Consider the following 18,999-nt stretch of genomic DNA (forward strand, 5'->3'; position numbering starts at 1 on the left):
TTTAACTAAAAGAATAAAACTCGAGTAGGGAATAACACGAATTAGTAGCCAACAAAAAGCACCCTAGACAAATTGCCTAGGGTGCATACTTTAGTTATGTACGTATCAGGTATGTTCCCTACGCTGGTCTTAGCCAGATCAGGTTCTAAGGGTTAGTATCTAACGGATACAATCTCAACCAGCAACACTGGTACCCCCACAGTCATCTTAAGTTGTAATTTACACAATTAAGTATTGCATAGTTTTTCTAATATAGCAAGAAATTTGTAAAAGTTTGACGATTCTTTTAAAGTTGCACAACTTGATATTGTTTATGAATATGATTTTACGTTTAAAAAATTTTTCCTTCCTATTAAATTACCTGTTCTAATTACCCCACCTAAATGGGCAGTAAGACTCCCACCTTAAACTTCTGGGGATACAAATAGGTGGGAGAACAACTGCCCGTAAAGGTTCGATAAGTGCCGACTAACCATCAGTGGGGGATGAAGGAAAGCCTCCGCTGATGGAAGTCTTCTTTATCTAGCTGAAATTTAGCAAAATTCCTATTTCCTTTTTACCTGAAATGCATTATAATTTATGAATTGTTATGAAGAAATAGGGGAGGGGAAGGATATGCAAACGGTAAGTTATAACCGAAAAACGATTGTCGCATTGTTGCTTGCTGGGGCATTTATTTCCATTTTAAATCAAACGTTGATGATTACTGCAATTCCCCCAATTATGGAGGAAATGGGAATTACGGCAAACACTGGTCAGTGGCTAACCACGGTGTTTATGCTTGTCAATGGTATTATGATTCCCATTAGTGCATTTTTATTAGAACGGTTTACGACAAGACAATTGTTTATAACGGCAATGAGTATTTTCGCTATAGGCACATTAATTTCTGGGATTGCGCCTAATTTCTCTTTCTTATTAGTAGGGCGAGTCATCCAGTCTGCTGGAGCAGGGGTTATGCTGCCACTAATGCAGACAGTATTTCTTTTAATCTTCCCAGTTCATAAACGTGGATCAGCTATGGGATTAATTGGTCTTGTTATATCATTTGCACCAGCACTTGGTCCTGCCATATCAGGATGGGTAACAGAGCATTATTCTTGGAGGGTATTATTCTTTATCATCCTACCAATTGCAATTGTAGATATTATCATCGCCTTTTTCGCATTGAAAAATGTAACGGAATTAAAGAAACCAAAATTAGATATTCCATCTGTTATTTTATCCTCTTTTGGTTTTGGTGGATTACTTTATGGATTTACTTCAGCTGGGAATAACGGTTGGGGAGCAAGTTTAACCATCATTTCACTCACTGTTGGAGTAGTGTCACTCTTTATGTTTATTTTAAGACAGTTAAGACTGCAGCATCCAATGTTAGAGTTCAGGGTTTTTACGTATTCTCTATTCCCACTAGCCGTTGTTATTGGAATCATTTCGTTTATGGGGCTAATCGGGACAGAAACACTTATCCCACTTTATATGCAAAACATGCGTGAATTCACTGCTTTTGAAGCGGGGATTGCGTTATTACCAGGTGCGTTGATTTCAGGGTTTATGTCTCCTATTACAGGTAGAATCTTTGATAGATATGGTGCGCGTAAGCTAGCGATGACTGGACTACTAATTGTCGCTGTCTCTTCCATTCCATTTACTAGATTAGATACGGAAACATCCTTGGCTTTCATGACAATCATGTACAGTATTAGAATGTTTGGACTATCTATGGTCATGATGCCAATTTCAACAGCGGCATTGAACCAATTACCAAAACGACTAATTCCACACGGGGCGGCAATGGATAATACAATGAGGCAGGTCGGCGCTTCTGTTGGAACAGCTATTCTTGTTACAGTTATGACAACAACAGGAGAAACGGCAGCTAGAGCAGATATTCCTAATCCAGCTATCTATGGAGTGAATGTCGCATTTATCGTGATAACTGTTCTTGCTTTTGTTGGACTATTGACCTCGTTTTTCGTGAGGGATAGTAAAACATCTCAAGAAGAAGTGGAGAAAAGAGATTTAGAGAGATTAAGAGAAAAACAACACGATAATCAGAAAATTTATCAAAAAGCTTAGATGATGGTAGCCCAATATTCATAATATTCATTATGAATATTGGGTTATTTATTTGGCAGCTAGGGGAAATCTTTCTCGTCCGGGGATTGCCGTAAAAATCTGCATAAGTGCAACTAAGGTGACTATTCTAATATTCTAAAGTATAATTCTATTCATTAATATCTTTATTGGACGGTGAATGTAGGATGAAACAAATAACAGTTGAGGACTTAGTTCATAAGTTTCAATTGAAAGTGCTTGCAGGAGAGAACCGATTACAAAATGTGATTACACAATCACGTGTGCATCGACCAGGATTAGAGTTTGTTGGACATTTCGATTTTTTTCCAACAGAAAGAGTTCAGATTTTGGGTAGAAAAGAAGTTACCTATTTACATAAATTAAGTGAAGAAGAACGAAAGATACGAATTGGAAATATCGTTCATTACCATCCACCATGTTTTATCGTAACTAGTGGTGAGGAAGGTTTAACTTATTTAACGCATCATTGTATAGAAGAGGGAATTCCATTATTAGTAACAAAACAACCGGAGATCACATCGGACTTTATCCCAAAATTAGATGCTTACTTAATAAAGCAATTAGCGGAGGAAATAGCCATACACGGAGTTTGTATGAATGTATCAGGAATAGGTGTTTTAATTCGAGGTAATTCTGGAGTAGGAAAAAGCGAAACAGCCCATACATTAATTCGTCGTGGTCATCGTTTAGTAGCGGATGATATCATCGTATTAAAAAAGCTTAGTCCACAAACAATCCTAGGTACCCATGATGAAAAAACCAAGGAGTTTCTAGCATTACGTAGTATTGGGTTAATGAATGTAGTGCGAATGTATGGACGCAGGGCTTTTCAAGATGAGACACGTATTACTCTTGATATTCATCTGACAAAATGGGAGAAAGATGCCTTGTATAATGAGTTGGAACAGGAAATTAGTTACACAGACTATATGGGCGTGAAAATTCCTTCTATGGAAATTCAGCTTCAACCCGGACGTGATGTGGCTGGATTAATTGAAGCAGCTGCGAATAATTGGTATTTAAAACAGCAAGGCTACAATGCAGCGGAAGAGTTTTATAGTAGAATTGAGGCGGATTTAGAGAAATCAGGGACGCAGGGTTCATCGTCTCAATAAATAGGTTAAAGGAAAGAAAATAAGATAAACTAAATTATTGTAAAGCTGACAGATTTGGAATTTCCAATCTGTCAGCTTTTTTAATTATAAAAACTCTCTTTCCATATACTAAATAAACTATTGTCAACATGAGACTTGTCAAAAATGCTTTTGGATGTCGTTGAATACGAAAATGAAGCAGAGTTACAATAATATATATGTTTCGATAAGAAAGGAGAGCTAGTAATGGCTGAAAATAAAGGAATGCGTGCCAAGATTCAGCGTTTTGGAAGCTATTTGAGTGGTATGATTATGCCGAATATTGGTGCGTTTATTGCATGGGGGATTATCACTGCCCTCTTTATAGAAGATGGTTGGTGGCCAAATGCAACGATTGCTACTTTAGTTACCCCAATGATCACATATTTGCTACCATTATTAATTGGTTTTACTGGTGGTCGAATGATTTACGATCTTCGTGGTGGTGTAGTTGGTGCCACGGCAACCATGGGTGTCATTGTCGGTGCAGATATACCGATGTTCTTAGGTGCCATGGTCATGGGGCCTTTAGCAGGATATTTAATGAAAAAAATTGATGAAGCATTTCAAGGGAAAGTCAGACAAGGGTTTGAAATGCTTTACAATAATTTCTCTGCAGGTATATTAGCAGCTATCCTAGCAATTGCTGCAGTACTTGGTATTGGGCCACTAGTTGAAGGCCTAAACCATGCTTTAGCTAGTGGTGTTGAAGTAATTATCGGTGCTGGTTTATTGCCACTTGCCAATATTATTATTGAACCAGCAAAAATTCTTTTCTTAAATAATGCGATTAACCATGGGATTTTAAGTCCTATTGGGGTTGAACAGGCTGCGGATGCAGGAAAATCTATTCTGTTCCTATTAGAATCTAACCCAGGACCTGGTTTAGGTATTTTGCTTGCATTTGCAATCTTTGGAAAAGGTGCATCCAAAAGTTCCGCACCTGGTGCAGCAATCATTCAATTTTTAGGTGGGATTCATGAAATTTATTTCCCTTATGTAATGATGAAGCCAATGTTATTTCTTGCGGTAATTGCAGGTGGCGTTAGTGGTGTATTCACGTTCCAATTATTTGATGCAGGACTTGTTGCAGCAGCTTCACCAGGAAGTATTTTTGCGTTACTTGCCATGGCTGAAAGAAATAGTTATTTAGGTATTATCCTAGGTGTTCTTGTCGCAGCGGCAGTTACCTTTATCGTTGCAGCATTTATTCTAAAATCAAGTAAACAAGAGGAAGAAGATTTAAGTGCAGCAACAGACAAGATGGAAGCGATGAAAGGGAAGAAGAGTACGGTTGCTAATGTCTTAAGCCAAGACCAAGTAGAGGAAAATCGACCACAAGAAGAAGTGAAAAAAGAAAAACAAGCGGAAGAAGTCAACAAAATTATCTTTGCGTGTGATGCTGGAATGGGATCTAGCGCGATGGGGGCTTCCCTACTAAAAAATAAATTTAAAAAGAACGATATTAACATCGACGTAACAAATAAAGCAATTAACGAAATTCCGAATGATGCGGATATTGTTATCACTCAGAAGGAATTAACTGACCGTGCAAAAGCGAAAATTCCGGATGCAGAACATATTTCAGTTGATAATTTCTTAAACAGTCCGAAATACGATGAGTTAATCGAACGGCTTAAAAAATAAGTGTAATCAAAAGGGGTGAGTGGTTTGTATATATCTGGTCGAGAACGGAAAATACTTTTACATTTGCTAACTACCATAGAGGAAGTAACGGTAAAGGATTTAGCCGAAATTCTTGAAGTCAGTGAAAGAACCATTCACCGTGATTTAAAAAAGATTGAGCACACTTTAGCTAACTATCATTTGAAACTCATCAAGAAAATGGGGCTGGGTTTACGTATTGAAGGAAAAAGTAAAGATAAAGAGCAGCTTCAATCTATCATTACAGGTGAAGCTACTACAGATTTTACACCAGAAGAACGAAGAGCAATCATACTTACGATGCTTCTTGAAAAGAGAGAACCAATTAAGTTATTCACCCTAGCACATGAATTGGGGGTAACAAGCGCTACCGTCAGTAGTGATCTGAAACATCTAGAAGATGAGCTTCAATCCTTTGATCTCATCGTTGTCCGAAAAAAAGGGTTAGGGATTACGATTGCAGGAAATGAAGCAAAAAAACGGTCTGCGCTTAGTTACTTAGTTTCACTAAACATTCCCCCAATTGGACTTGCAAATCAGTTAAGAAACCATATCCAACAAAACTCAAAACGCCGAAACCATATAACGGATCGATTAATGGATTTTGTAAATCCTAAACACCTAGTAATAATTGAAAAGCGAGTGGAACAAGCTAGTAAAGACCTTCCTTATGAACTTGCTGATAGCGGATATATTGGATTAGTGGTTCATCTTACTTTAGCGATACAAAGGATACAAAATGGAGATGTCATTCATTTCGATGATGATTATTTGCGAGAAATAGAGGGAACAGAAGAATATAGGATTGCAAAGAAAATCATTCAAAAATTGGAGTCCGATCTTTCCCTTAACATCCCAAATGATGAAATAGGATATATTACCATGCATTTACTTGGTGCAAAATTACGGACGGACCGGAATAATCTGATGGAAGATACTAGTTTGGATATAGCCTTAAAAGCAAATGAACTGATTCAAAGTGTCAGTAAACTGTTAAACAAAGATCTTACGGATAATAATAAACTATTACATGATTTAACCGTTCATTTAAAACCGGCAGTTTTTCGCTTAAGGCAGGGAATGACCATTAAAAATCCGATGCTAAAGGAAATTAAAAGGGATTACTTGGATTTTTTCCAAATGGTTCAAAAGGGTGTTGAAGAAACGTTTCCAGATATAAATTTTCCGGAAGATGAGATAGGGTACCTTGTGCTTCATTTTGCTGCAACGTTACTTCAAATAGAAGGAAAATCTAACTTGAAAGCACTTGTCATTTGTTCAAGTGGAATTGGTACATCTAAAATCTTAGCTACCAAGCTAATGCAGATAATCCCTGAGATCCGTACAGTTGAAAATAAATCGTTATTTGATCTTGAAGATGATGTGACGGAGGAATATGATCTTATCATTTCAACTATCCCGTTGGAAAGGTTTGAAGGAAACTATATTTTAGCATCACCAATGCTAACGGAAATGGAAATTCAAAGAATTAAGAAGGAAATAAGGAAAAAAACACTTATACCAAAGAAAAAAAGGCATAACGAAGAAGTGCATATTCAATCCCTAAAAAAATTAGAATCCATTCAAAGCTACTCTAAGGCAATTATGGATTTATTAGGGCACTTTTCTGTCAAACCTGTTTCTGAACGTAAGTCAATAGAGTCTATTTTAAGTTCTATTTGTATGGAACTAGAGGAATGTAAAATAATAGATAATAAAGAGGCAATTTTAGTTAAATTACTTAATAGGGAGAAATTAGGTGGTCTTGGTATACCAAATACATACCTATCCCTTTACCATGCGCGTTCAGAGCATGTTGTGATTCCGAACTTTAGTATTTACTCTTTAAAGAATCCATTAATTGTACAAGGTATGGATGGAGATCCTATGGAGATGCATCGAATTTTACTCATGCTTGCACCAGAAGCGCCCGATAATGAAGTGTTGGAAGTATTTAGTTATTTAAGTAGTTTAATGATACAAGAGCAGGAAACGGTCAAAATGTTTGAACATGAAAACGAACCATTGTTAAAACAGTTTCTTGCAAAGAAACTTTATGAATTTATAAAAGAGAAAATTTAACTTAGGAGTGTGTGACAACATGGCAAAAGAAATTTTAAGTAAAGACAATATTCATCTTCAAGTAAAACTAAATTCAAAAGAGGAAGCCATTCGCTATACAGGTAAGATCTTAGTCGATGGTGGTTATGTCGAAGAATCTTATATTGAAAAAATGTTAGAGAGAGAAGAAGTAACATCAACCTATATGGGAAATTATCTTGCCATTCCACATGGTACGGAAGATGGAAAGAAAAATGTATTAGAAACAGGTTTATCCGTTGTCACGGTTCCTGATGGGGTTGACTTTGGCGGTGGAAATATTGTCAAAGTATTAATCGGTATTGCTGGAAAAGGAGACGAGCATTTAGAAATTTTATCTAAAATTGCGATTATCTGTTCTGAAGTTGAAAATATTGAAAAAATCGTAAATGCAACATCCCAAGATGAAATTCTTAGCCTATTAGAAGAGGTGAATTAAATGCTAGCTGTACACTTTGGTGCTGGGAATATTGGCCGTGGGTTTATTGGCGCCTTACTTTACCAAGCAAATTATCATGCCACGTTTGTCGATGTGAATGAGACCATTATTAATGAAATCAATCAAAAACAAGAATATAATGTTGTCCTTGCTTCAGAAGCTAGTGAAACATTAACGGTTAAAAATGTTTCTGGAATAAACAGTGTTTCGAATCCAGATCAAGTAGTAGAAGCAATTACAAAAGCAGATATTATTACAACAGCAGTAGGTCCGAACATCCTAGCAATCATTTCTGAATTAATTGCTAAAGGATTAAGAGAACGTGCGAAAACCAATCCAAAGGAATTAAATTTGATTGCATGTGAGAATATGATTGGCGGAAGTGCTTTATTAAAGGAAAAAGTCTTTGAACATATTTCAGAAGATGAAAAAGCTACGTTTAATGAACTTTATGCCTTTCCAAATGCAGCAGTAGATCGCATTGTACCAAACCAGAAAAATGATGATCTCCTCCAAGTTTCCGTGGAGCCTTATTTTGAATGGGTAGTTGAGGAAACCGCCATTAAAGGAGATAAACCAGAAATTAATGGTGTTACCTATGTGAAAGATTTAAAACCATATATTGAGCGTAAATTATTTACCGTGAATACAGGACATTCCGTACCAGCATATGTAGGTCGTTACATGGGTTACGCAACCATTAATGAGGCAATGAAGGATAAAAATATTCAGGAGATTATTGAAGGTGCATTAAATGAGTCTGGTGAAGCATTGATTCAAACCTATCAATTTGATCGTACACAACATCAAGCGTATATTCACAAAATTATTGATCGCTTCAAAAATCCATATATATCTGACGAAGTAACAAGAGTTGCTAGAGGACCAATCCGTAAACTCGGGTCCCAAGACCGCTTAGTCAAACCAGCAACAATGTACCTAGATGTAACTGGAAAAGAGCCAATCTATCTAGCTAAAGTTATCGCAGCAGTCCTTGAATATAAAAATGAACAGGATGATGAGGCGCAAAAACTTCAGCAGATGATTACAGAAGATGGTTATGAAAAAACTTTACAAACAGTATCTGGACTAGAATCTGACCATCCATTAGTTAAGACAGTATTAAAGGAATTAGAGGAAATTAAGGAATTAAGAAAATAGTTAGGTACCAAATGAATAATAGTTATGTTATATAAATCAAAAGAGGCGATCAAACAGTGATCGCCTCTTTTGTTCTTTATATATTTATGAAGATATAAGAGAGTTAATCATTAAATCTCCTCTATCTCTCCTACCTTAGCTTTACTATCGCGCGGAAGAATAGAACCTTCCTTTCTTCCATGCATGAAATAATAAAGGATGGTAGTTGCTAGCACTAATATTCCCATTGTCACGTATAAATAACGATAACCAGTTAGTGGAATGATAAATCCTAAAACGTATGGTCCAAAACCAAGTCCTGCATCAAGTGCGATATAATAGGTTGATGTTGCAAGGCCAACACGCTCTGGAGAGGTCGACTTAACAGAAATCGCTTGAGCGGTTGATTGCATATTTCCATATCCGAGTCCAATTAAGGCACCAGCTAATAGTAATGGAATGCTTGTTGCTACTCCGCTTAAAAGTAGTAAACCTACCCCAAAAATTATAAAAGCTGGATACATGACCGAATTAGCGTCTTTTTTATCCATTAATCGGCCTGTGAAAGGTCGTGAAACCAATATAGCCACAGCATAGACAACAAAAAATAGACTTGCCACATTAACCAAGTCAATCTCCATTGCATAGAAATTAATAAATGATAGAACACTAGAATAGGCAAAGGATAGAATAATAACAACTAATCCAATTGGCAATGCCTTTGGTTCAATAAAATTGGAAAATTTAAACGCATGTTTATGTTTTTGTACTGTATCTTCCTCTAGCCTTTCTATTACTGGAATATTTACAAAGAGTGCGATTATAAAACTAATAATTCCTAACGCAGTACAAAAGCTAAAAATGGTTTGATAGCTTGTATGTTGCCCCATATATAGACCGAAGAAGGGGCCGATTGCTGTAGCTAGTGTAATACTCATGCTGTAATATCCAATTCCTTCTCCTTTACGTGACTCTGGAATAACTTCGGCTACAATGGTTCCTGTTGCAGTACTAGCCATTCCAAGTGCAAGTCCATGAAGAAAACGGGTTAAAAAGTAAGAATGTTATTCCGGATTCTACAAAATATAAGAGTGAAGTAATTATAAAAAAGATAAGTCCAAAATATAACATTTTCTTATTACCAATGGTGGTAATCAAACGTCCGAGAAAAAGTCGGCCAATTAATGTTCCGATAATAAAAATACCTGTTACAAGTCCAGCCTGACTCTCTGACGCGTTTAATTGATCTACCGCATAAGCTGCCATTGTTACTAATAGTAAATAAAAAACCAAATATAAGAAAAAGTTTGCAGTAGAAACGATAGTAAAGTCTTTGGTCCATAATTTTGCTTTCGATTGATTCACTAAAATCTAACTCCTTACTTATTGATATTATTTCTAATTACATCCATAATTCGAACGGCCTCTAACCGTTCCTCTTCAGTTATTCCTTTTAGAATACTCTCTTCAAATTGATCAATGGTAACACGAACATCTTCATAAATGTTCATACCGATTTCTGTAAGCTTCATTCTTTTTTCACGCTTATCTTTTCCGGGAATTTGTTCCACATAACCCAATTCCTCTAGGCGGCTAACTGTTCTTGTGATGGTAGGTTTTTCAACACCTTGATAATGGGAAATCTCAACATTCGTCGCAGAACCATTATTATATAAATAGTAAAGCACAGTCCACTGTGCCCGATGTAATTGGTGTTTATTGAGTTGTTCATTGAGACGATTTTCAAATGGCCGATATAATAAAATAAGCTTGTGAAAAAACTTTTGTGAAGTCTTAATTGAAAGCACCTCCTTAAATAGTTATCTTCGGTAATAGTTATCATGGGTAACTTTTGTATTATACAATATGTTGAAAGAGATGTCTAGTATTCAAAAATTACTAAAATTCCTTATAAAGATTAGTCGCACTTACTGCACATTTAGGTGGGTTATCGTTAATGGAGGTCTGGTTAAAACGTTCTGTGAGGATTTAAAAAGGGAATGCCAGCCATCATATGGAATGATTGAAGCGCGTTGAAAGAATAAAACCCTACATATGTGACAAAAACACATTTGTAGGGTAAAAGTTCTTAAATATTATAAATGTAATCCTCAGGTAAAACTCTTCTTAAAAAACGTTGGGTTCGTTCTTCTTTCGGATTCTCAAAGAATTCTTTTGGTGAACCTTCTTCCACAACTACACCACCATCCATAAAGATTACTCTGTTCGCTACATCTTTAGCAAAAGACATTTCATGGGTAACGACTAGCATGGTTGTTCCTTCTTTAGCGATGGTTTTCATCACCTCTAAAACTTCACCGACTAATTCCGGGTCTAATGCTGATGTTGGCTCGTCAAAAAGGATGATGTCTGGATTTAAGACGACAGCCCTTGCTATCCCAACACGTTGCTGCTGTCCACCTGATAACTCACTAGGATAGGCATTGTATTTTTCAGATAATCCTACTTTATCCAATGCTTCTTTTCCCATTTTTATTGCTTTATCTTTAGGAATAGCTCTGCCAATAATAAGTCCTTCTGTTACATTTTCTAACGCAGTTTTATTATTGAAGAGATTGTAGTTTTGAAATACAAAAGCAGTTCTTTTTCTGATGGTATTTATTTGTTTTTTAGAAGCCTTATGAAGGTCTACTTGAATATCCCCAAAAATGGCTTTACCTTCATCTGCTTTTTCTAAAAAGTTAATGCATCGTAGTAAGGTTGTTTTACCAGAACCACTTGGTCCAAGGACGACCACCACATCGCCTTTCTCAATCTTTAAATTTACCCCATCTAAAACTGTGTTTTTTCCGAATGATTTTTTGATACTTTGAATCTCTAACATGATTTCACCACCAAAATAGATTTACGCAGCGGGAGCGATTTTGTATTTTCTTAATCGTTTTTCCATTCGTTTAAATCCGTATTCTACTAAACTACAAATAATTAGGTATATGATAAAAATATCCATGTAAGCCTCGATATAGTTGTAACTAGCATTTGCCGCTACTTGGGCTTTTAACGTGATTTCTGGTAGAGACATGGCATATCCTAAAGAAGTTGCCTTAATAAGATTGACGGTAGCATTACATATGTTAGGTAGTCCGACTACTAATGTTTGCGGAATAATAATTCTAATAAATGCTTGAACAGTCGTTAGTCCAACCGAATAAGCAGCTTCTAGTTGTCCTTTACTAACGGTATTGATCGCCGAACGAAATACTTCTATTAATGTTGCCGTTGTATTCAATGAAAAAACAATTAATGCATACCAAATAGGGTTGACATCATAAACATTCATTTGGATATTATATTTTTCAAATATGGTTGCGAGTAGAAGGGGAACACTATTGTAGATGATAAAGATCTGAACGATGACAGGCGTCCCTCTAACAAATGAAACGTAAACCCGAGAAAATTGACTTAAAATCGGCATTTTGTTGATACGTGTTAACGCTAGCAAAAATCCTAGTGGCAAGGCAATGAGTAATGAAATAACTGTAATAATCATGGCCACAGGAACCCCAGATAGTGCTATGAAAAAGGTATCTATTAGAAACTCAAAATCCAATCCGTTTGACACACTGTCACCCCCTTAAACTGTTTTCAGATTCTTCTTCCCTTTACTAAAAATTTTTTCCAGTTTTAAGAAAAACTGTTCTATTAGAATGGAAAGGATCCAATAAATGATAGAAAGTCCAATGTAGATTTCTAGTGCATGTGAATTATAGTTCCCTGCTATAATAAGATTTGCCTTACCCATTACATCGATTAATCCGATGGTGTAGGCTAGAGCCCCTTCTTTCATTAATTCCAATAAGCTATTTCCAAAGTTTGGTAAGGCTACTACAAAAGCCTGGGGGAAAATAATTCGCCAATATGCTTGAGTGTTACTTAAACCAACAGATACTGCTGCTTCATATTGTCCCTTATCAATAGATTCATAGGCTGATCGAATGACTTCAGACATGAGTGCACCAAATTGAAGGGTGAAAGTAATTACGACAAAAAAAGCTGCACTCATATCGTTCAGATTGATTCCAAAGTTTATAGCAATTGCTGGAACCCCATAATATATTAAAAATAGTAGAACGATGGATGGGGTACATCTTAATACGGTTGTATACCCATGGGCAATATTTTGGGAAATCTTGTTTTTTCCTAGTTTCATCACAGCTAAGATTAATCCTAGCAGGCTTCCGAATAGGACGGAAAGGCCTGCTACGATAAAGGTTACCTTTAAATAGGGGATGAGCGTAGGGATCGATTCCCATATATATGTGGCATCAAAATATTTCTCCATTTTGCACCTCTATTTTCTTGTTTATCTGTCCACAGATTCTAATACTTCGAATAAGTCTCTGCCATAAAATTCTTCACTAAGTTCATTCAGTTTCTTTTCCTCTTTAAGTTGTTTGATTGCTTCATCGTATGCAGCGGCGAACTCTTCTTCATTTAAATTGAATAATGGCCATGTTTTAATCACATCGAATTCATTGTAAACAACATTTTCTACTAAATTATGATATGGACCATCTTCAGCGATAACTTGCTTCTTAAAGGGACCTTCAATGATGACTCCTCCATCTACACGTCCTTCATTCACCCATTGCACCACATCAACAGTGAATTGATCTCCCGCATCTAATTGAACTGGATTGTCAGGGTTTTTTTGATTGTATTCATCAATGACAGTGTATTGTGCATTATTTGCTGCAATTGGTGCCAAAGTCATGCCATTAGAAGCAAAGTCTGATAAGGATTTGATATGTTCATTTTCTTTCTTCAGCACAAGACCGATGCTACTTAAACCAAGAAATTCTTCAGGATAGATAAAGTTTTTTGCCCTTTCTTCTGTCCAGAAAGCATTTTTAACTCCTACGTGATATTTCCCTTGCTGAACACCGATTAGTAAGTCATCGCTAGTTGTCCCTACATATTCAAATTCATATTCTGGTAATAGCTCATCAACTAATTTTAATACCTCAACATCATAACCGGTAGGATTTCCGTTATCATCCAACCAAGAAATAGGTTTAGAGGCTTGGTCGTAAGCTACTTTTACTGTTCTAACATCTGAATCCCCCGAATTGCCTGAATCCGTATTGGATGCATTATCTGATCCACCACAACCTGCTAACAAGGTGATTAAAGCAATTCCTGTTACTATCCCTTTTAGAAACTTCCCCTTTTTCATCTTTACATTCTCCTCATCCACTTTTTATTTTCATATTTATAGAGGTTGTTCAAAAAGTTCGGTGAAAAACACTTCGACGTTTCTCGTTGGCAATTTAGCCGACCTCGGTTCTTTTGAACAAACTTATATAATTAAAAATGAAATTATTATTATAATTTACCCCTGTTTAGTCGGATTAGTGACGAAGTGAGACAAGGGATCTGTCCCTCCGTCTCTAAAATTCAGCAATAGATTTTCCTGCTAATTGCATGATGGTCATATCATCCATAGGCGGGTTATGAAGTCCTGCTCGAACATCACGGTAGTAGAGTTGAAGATTACTTTTCTCTGAAAGACTTCTTGCACCAACAACTCTCATAGCCAAATCAACAACGTTTACAGCCTTGTTTACTACGGATAACTTAACAGCACCAAGTTCTGGTCCCATTGTTGCTTTTGTTTCTTCATTACTTTCATCCCATTTCTTCGCAACGGAGTACAGAAAATGTTTCGATTCTAATATACCAAGTTCCATTTCTCCTAATTTTTGTTTTACATTTGGTAATTCCGAAATAGTTCCTTTAATACTGTTTGGTGAGTAAGTAGTTGCGAACTCTAATGCAGCCTTTTGTGCAGCTTGTGCAATTCCTAAATAGCATGCAGGAATGTGTAAAAGCCAACCAGCAGGTGTCTTATTACCCGGTGTCATGATTTCAACAAGATCGTCTTTTTCCACATGAACATCTTCTAATACAAGGTCGTGACTTCCAGTTCCACGCATGGCAATAGAATCCCATGTTTCATCCACACTTACTCCTTTTCTATCACGCTTGATTAGGAAATTCCCCACATCATCCGTGCCATCAATGGACGCACTCACAATAAAATAACTAAGAATGGGGGATAGTGTTGTAAAAGTTTTTCTTCCGTTGATCACCCATCCGGTATCTACTTCTTTTGCAAAAGTTTCTGGTTTTCCCCCACGGGTAGGACTGCCTGTTGCTGGTTCAGATGCGGCACTATTTAGTAATGCACCCGTTTTTACAACATCACGAATAACAGACTCGTACTTTTCTTTCTTCCAGTTTCTTTTTTCACCCAGTTGTTTCATAAGTCCCATATGCCATCCTATGGAAAGGGCAGTTGATCCATCCGCTTTCCCAATTACTTCTTGGTAGCATAACATTTCATAAAGAGATATTCCTAGCCCACCGTATTCCTTTGGTACTGCTAATGCAGGGTATCCAATTGCTTTTAATTCCTTAAAGTTTTCATAAGGGAATGTTCCATTTTTATCATGGCCTAAAGCGCGTGCGGTAAAAGGTTCTACTGTTTTTGTTAATAATTCAATCCGTTCTTCCATTGTATTTAGTTCTAGTAAATTCATTGTTTTCCCTCCAGTGATGATTTAGTAAATTCAATCTGAATAATTAGAACTATTATTCCATTACTTATTAAACGATTTCATAGTATTTGAAAGAATTAACCATAGTTTGTAACTAGGAATAGTATATTATATGATATAATACTATATATGCAATGGTTTTGTATAGTGGGAATATTTTAAAATAAAGGGGATTATTATTTTTAAAGAAAGTGAAGGGGGATTTTTAATGGATGACAACCAATTTCGAAATGCAATGGGAAAGTTTGCGACAGGGGTTACAGTGGTTTTAACTGAGGTGAACGGGGCAGTTCATGGAATGACAGCAAACGCTTTCATGTCCGTGTCTTTACATCCAAAATTAGTGACTGTTTCGATAAGTGAAAATGCCCGTCTTCTAAATAAAATTAAAAGTAGTAAAGTATTCTCGGTTAATATATTAGCTTCCAATCAAGAAGAATATTCAAGAGTGTTTTCGGGAAAATTGAAAGATGATTTTCGCATAGAATTTGACTATCTAGACGGAAAACCAGTTTTACCAGGATCTTTAGCACAAATAACGTGTGAGGTCACTCAAGAACATACAGAAGGGGATCACATCCTCTTTATTGGAAAAGTGACTGATACTCATGTAGAAGAAAAGAAACCACTTATATTTTACGGTGGGAAATACCATTCATTGGACGATAAGTAATAAGAGGCTAACTATCATGAAGTCGCTCCCACCACTCTAAACAACATAGTTGAAAGAAAAAGCAATTAGGAGTTCCGCAACTCAAAAGTCCGGTGAGTGCCGGAATGCAAAGTTATGCATGAATTTATTAAACATAACAATCATTGGAAAAGGGGATGTAATAGTGAACATTGTTGCACTTGTTGGGAGTATTAGAAAAGAGTCGTACAATATGCAAATCGCAAAAATAATGCAAGAACGTTATAAGGATAAAATGAACATAAAGATAGCAGATATTCGTTCTTTGCCCCATTTTGATCAAGACGAGGAATTAGATCCACCGTCCGTCGTGAAAGACTTCAAACAAGAAATTCTTTCTGCCGATGGGATTATCATTGTAACACCAGAATATAATTGGTCTATATCAGGAGTATTAAAGAATGCATTAGATTGGGCTTCTCGTGGGAAAAGGGTGTTTATGAAGAAACCCGTGATGCCATTAGGAGCTAGTTCAGGAATGGTTGGAACGCTTCGTGCCCAAACACATTTACGACAAATTTTATCTGCACCTGGGATTCAGGCAAATGTTCTTTCCCCAGGTGGCAATGAAGTTCTTATTAATTTTGTTCAACAGAAAATCGAGGAAAATGGCCAGTTAGATGAGGATACATTAACATTTTTAGATAGTGTTATTGAAAAGTTTGTTGATTTAGTCAAATCCAATTAATCTAGTTTACCGTTCAAATCGGACTTCCTACACAAGTACAAACCTGTCATTCGCACATCCTGGATGGTGAATGACAGGTTTTCTAATTGTTCCCGAGGATGTTTAATCCGAATGTTCCATTAAAAATTTTTTATCATCTTTAGATAGAGATTGTCCGTTAATTTGTATATCTTCCTTAAGGAGTGCTTTCCCATCCATCAACATATTTTCCGATAATACACATGGAATTACCCATTTTATTGGTTTTCCTTCTAAATCATAAAATAAATAACCCTCTTTTTCATCATATATAAATGAATTGATTTTCATGTTTGGCGTAATGAATAGTGTTAACTTTTCATTGTCATTCCACATTATTTTAACCAATATTTTTTTCTTTGTTTTCTTTTCAACTAATGCTTTTAAAGTACTTATTGATGCCGATTCTACCATTATAAAACCTCCATAATAGGGTGAAATAATCTCGTTTAACAAGAACAGAGAACTTGTCCACTAGCTCTTATTTTTAGAATATAACAGTTTTTGTTTGAATATACAAAATAGTAGGGAGGGGATATAATGTCTGAAATAAATTTTGCGAGTTTTCCCCAGAAGCCTCATGGTGGAAAATTGGTAAATGGTGTTTTAACGGGAATAGAACTAGAAAAGGCTATGGAGAAAGCGAAGGAACTACCGATGATTATGGTAGACTTGGAGGCAGTTATTACATTGGAAATGATTGCAACTGGTGTTTTATCTCCAAATGAAGGTTTTATGGTTGAGGAAGATTACATTTCCGTTTTAACAGAAGGTCGTCTGAAAAATGGGGTTGTTTGGCCAGTTCCTTTAAGTTTTGCTCCAATTGGAGATCGAAATAAAGAAGTGATAAAAACGTTGTCCGTTGGAGATGAAGTAGTGTTAGCGGATGAAACGAAGGAACCGGTCGCCATTCTTAAATTAGATGATATTTTTCATTATGAAAGAGATTTTCGGGCTACACATCTATTTGGTACGAAGGATCGGAACCATCCAGGTGTAGATTCTATTTATAGAAGGATGGGGGATACGGCTTTAGGTGGGCCAATTCAATTACTTAGAAGGGTGCATTGGGGACCATTTGAAAACCTTAGAATGGAACCAAAGGATACGTGGAAATTGTTTTATGAACAAAAGAAATTTCACTCTGTCGGCGGATTTATTACTGGAGCAAATCCACTGCACCGTGGTCATGAGTATATTCATAGAAATGCACTTGAAGAATTGGATGGTTTATTTGTACAGCCCTTAGTAGAAATGGCGAAACGTGAGTACACAAGGCATGAGTTTCGCATGTTATCTTATCGTAGTGTGCTAGATACGTACTATCCGAAAGACAGAACCGTGCTTGCGCCATTGCGTGTTACGTATATTTTTGCTGGTCCTCGTGAAGCGGTTCTTCATGCGTTAATCATGAAAAATTATGGATGCACACATGCGCTAATTGGCCGCGACCATGCAGGTATTGGAGATTATTATGATAAATATGCAAGTCATTCCATTTTCGATGAATTCACAGCCGATGAGTTAGGTATTGATATTCGATTGTTCCATGAAGTGTTTTATTGTACGCGATGCGATAACCCTGCAACGGAGCAAACATGTCCGCATGGTAAACAATATCGCATAAATATTTCTGGAACTGGAATCAGGGAGCTTCTGCGTTATGGGGTTCTTCCACCGAAAGAAATCGTTCGTCCGGAATCAGCTCGGATTGCGATGCAAGGGGTGCAACCTAAAGGGGTGGATGAGAACAATCAGGCAATTAATCCAGTTGGAAAAACAATTAAAAGTATTTTCCCTTATTACTTAGAATCTTCACGGATTGGAGGGCCGAAGAGAAAAAGTCCTCTAAAAGTTGAAGAATTAACGATTGAAGACTTGGAAAATGTAATTCGTGATGTTCGTACCAATGCAGACCGAGTTTACAAAGGAATATTTGATGAATTTAGTTATGTAACCGATACATTGCGTTCCACTCAAGATGATTGGGTTTCAGAAGCGCGTGAGTCTATTTATAAACAACAGGAAATGGTTGTAGAATATTTGGAAGAAAAAGTGAATAAAGCACCAGAGAAGGCTTCAGATGAATTTATGTATCAAGATCGGGGAGAAGCCCAGCACGAACTTGAAGTAGCACGGAAAATTTTTGATGATATCCCAGCAGCATTACGTGAGAAAGACTTAGAATACCGCATTTGGAATCCATTACCGTACAAGCGTTATCGTGGTAGTGATGAAGAGTAGGGAAAATAGTAAATAATAATGAAAGTGCATGGCAGTATCTACCATGCACTTTCGAAAATGTTAACGCATTCAATTACTTTTACCTCATATTTTCTTGAATGTTTATCTCGCCTCAAACTTCTGGGGAAACAAAGAAGGTAGGTGGGAGGTCAACTGCCCATAATGGCCCAATAATAACTATCAGTATGGGATGAAGGGAA

16 protein-coding genes, 1 pseudogene and 1 riboswitch are annotated in these 18,999 nt (G+C 36.5%); of the genes and pseudogenes, 9 read left to right on the forward strand and 8 right to left on the reverse strand.

Going from position 1 to position 18,999, the window contains the following annotated elements; translation table 11 throughout:
• Positions 1-98 precede the first annotated feature (98 nt).
• Positions 99-208, reverse strand: a riboswitch (TPP riboswitch).
• 407 nt (positions 209-615) lie between these two features.
• The 6 genes from KM885_RS07850 (at position 616) to KM885_RS07875 (ending at position 8,598) form a co-directional block, all read left to right on the forward strand.
• Positions 616-2,079 carry an MDR family MFS transporter gene (locus tag KM885_RS07850; protein WP_047183922.1) on the forward strand — a complete coding sequence of 488 codons (1,464 nt, stop codon included), beginning with the start codon at positions 616-618 and terminating at the stop codon, positions 2,077-2,079.
• A gap of 185 nt (positions 2,080-2,264) precedes the next feature.
• Positions 2,265-3,215: an HPr(Ser) kinase/phosphatase gene (gene hprK, locus KM885_RS07855; protein ID WP_047183923.1), complete on the forward strand. Its 951-nt coding sequence runs from the start codon at positions 2,265-2,267 to the stop codon at positions 3,213-3,215.
• A 225-nt stretch (positions 3,216-3,440) separates the two neighbouring features.
• Positions 3,441-4,880, forward strand: a complete 1,440-nt coding sequence (locus KM885_RS07860; protein WP_204798425.1) for a PTS mannitol transporter subunit IIBC — start codon at positions 3,441-3,443, stop codon at positions 4,878-4,880.
• Positions 4,881-4,904: 24 nt separating this feature from the next.
• Entirely contained in the window at positions 4,905-6,980 is a 2,076-nt protein-coding gene (locus tag KM885_RS07865; protein WP_047183924.1) for a BglG family transcription antiterminator, read from the forward strand.
• Positions 6,981-6,999: 19 nt separating this feature from the next.
• Positions 7,000-7,437, forward strand: a complete 438-nt coding sequence (locus KM885_RS07870; RefSeq protein ID WP_047183925.1) for a PTS mannitol transporter subunit IIA — start codon at positions 7,000-7,002, stop codon at positions 7,435-7,437.
• The gene (locus KM885_RS07875; RefSeq protein WP_047183926.1) at positions 7,438-8,598 is read left to right on the forward strand and encodes a mannitol-1-phosphate 5-dehydrogenase; all 1,161 of its coding nucleotides are present in this window, start codon (positions 7,438-7,440) and stop codon (positions 8,596-8,598) included.
• 110 nt (positions 8,599-8,708) lie between these two features.
• On the opposite strand, the pseudogene KM885_RS07880 reads toward KM885_RS07875, so the two are convergent.
• The 7 genes and pseudogenes from KM885_RS07880 to KM885_RS07910 all read right to left on the reverse strand — a co-directional run bounded on the left by KM885_RS07880 (position 8,709) and on the right by KM885_RS07910 (position 15,140).
• Positions 8,709-9,942, reverse strand: a pseudogene (locus KM885_RS07880) (MFS transporter).
• Positions 9,943-9,956: 14 nt separating this feature from the next.
• A complete protein-coding gene (locus KM885_RS07885) occupies positions 9,957-10,385 on the reverse strand; it encodes a MarR family winged helix-turn-helix transcriptional regulator (RefSeq protein WP_312030830.1) in 429 nt (142 codons plus the stop codon).
• Between the two features lie 281 nt (positions 10,386-10,666).
• Positions 10,667-11,422, reverse strand: a complete 756-nt coding sequence (locus KM885_RS07890; RefSeq protein WP_047183927.1) for an amino acid ABC transporter ATP-binding protein — start codon at positions 11,420-11,422, stop codon at positions 10,667-10,669.
• 21 nt (positions 11,423-11,443) lie between these two features.
• The gene (locus tag KM885_RS07895) at positions 11,444-12,160 is read right to left on the reverse strand and encodes an amino acid ABC transporter permease (RefSeq protein WP_225344073.1); all 717 of its coding nucleotides are present in this window, start codon (positions 12,158-12,160) and stop codon (positions 11,444-11,446) included.
• 12 nt (positions 12,161-12,172) lie between these two features.
• Positions 12,173-12,880, reverse strand: coding sequence for an amino acid ABC transporter permease (locus KM885_RS07900; RefSeq protein WP_047183928.1), 708 nt, complete (start codon positions 12,878-12,880; stop codon positions 12,173-12,175).
• A 21-nt stretch (positions 12,881-12,901) separates the two neighbouring features.
• Positions 12,902-13,774: a transporter substrate-binding domain-containing protein gene (locus KM885_RS07905; protein WP_047183929.1), complete on the reverse strand. Its 873-nt coding sequence runs from the start codon at positions 13,772-13,774 to the stop codon at positions 12,902-12,904.
• Positions 13,775-13,988: 214 nt separating this feature from the next.
• Positions 13,989-15,140 (reverse strand): acyl-CoA dehydrogenase family protein, encoded by a 1,152-nt coding sequence (locus tag KM885_RS07910; protein ID WP_047183930.1) that lies wholly within the window; start codon positions 15,138-15,140, stop codon positions 13,989-13,991.
• Between the two features lie 226 nt (positions 15,141-15,366).
• Between KM885_RS07910 and KM885_RS07915 the strand changes: the two genes are divergently transcribed.
• Positions 15,367-15,831: a flavin reductase family protein gene (locus KM885_RS07915; protein WP_047183931.1), complete on the forward strand. Its 465-nt coding sequence runs from the start codon at positions 15,367-15,369 to the stop codon at positions 15,829-15,831.
• A gap of 163 nt (positions 15,832-15,994) precedes the next feature.
• Positions 15,995-16,537, forward strand: coding sequence for an NADPH-dependent FMN reductase (locus KM885_RS07920; RefSeq protein ID WP_047183932.1), 543 nt, complete (start codon positions 15,995-15,997; stop codon positions 16,535-16,537).
• A gap of 102 nt (positions 16,538-16,639) precedes the next feature.
• On the opposite strand, the gene KM885_RS07925 is transcribed toward KM885_RS07920, so the two are convergent.
• Entirely contained in the window at positions 16,640-16,969 is a 330-nt protein-coding gene (locus tag KM885_RS07925; protein WP_047183933.1) for a hypothetical protein, read from the reverse strand.
• 126 nt (positions 16,970-17,095) lie between these two features.
• Between KM885_RS07925 and KM885_RS07930 the strand changes: the two genes are divergently transcribed.
• On the forward strand, positions 17,096-18,799 hold the full coding sequence (locus KM885_RS07930; RefSeq protein WP_047183934.1) for a sulfate adenylyltransferase: 1,704 nt from the start codon (positions 17,096-17,098) through the stop codon (positions 18,797-18,799).
• Positions 18,800-18,999: the final 200 nt, after the last annotated feature.

This window comes from Oceanobacillus caeni (assembly GCF_019037185.1).
In the GTDB taxonomy this organism is placed as follows: Bacteria; Bacillota; Bacilli; order Bacillales; family Amphibacillaceae; genus Oceanobacillus; species Oceanobacillus caeni.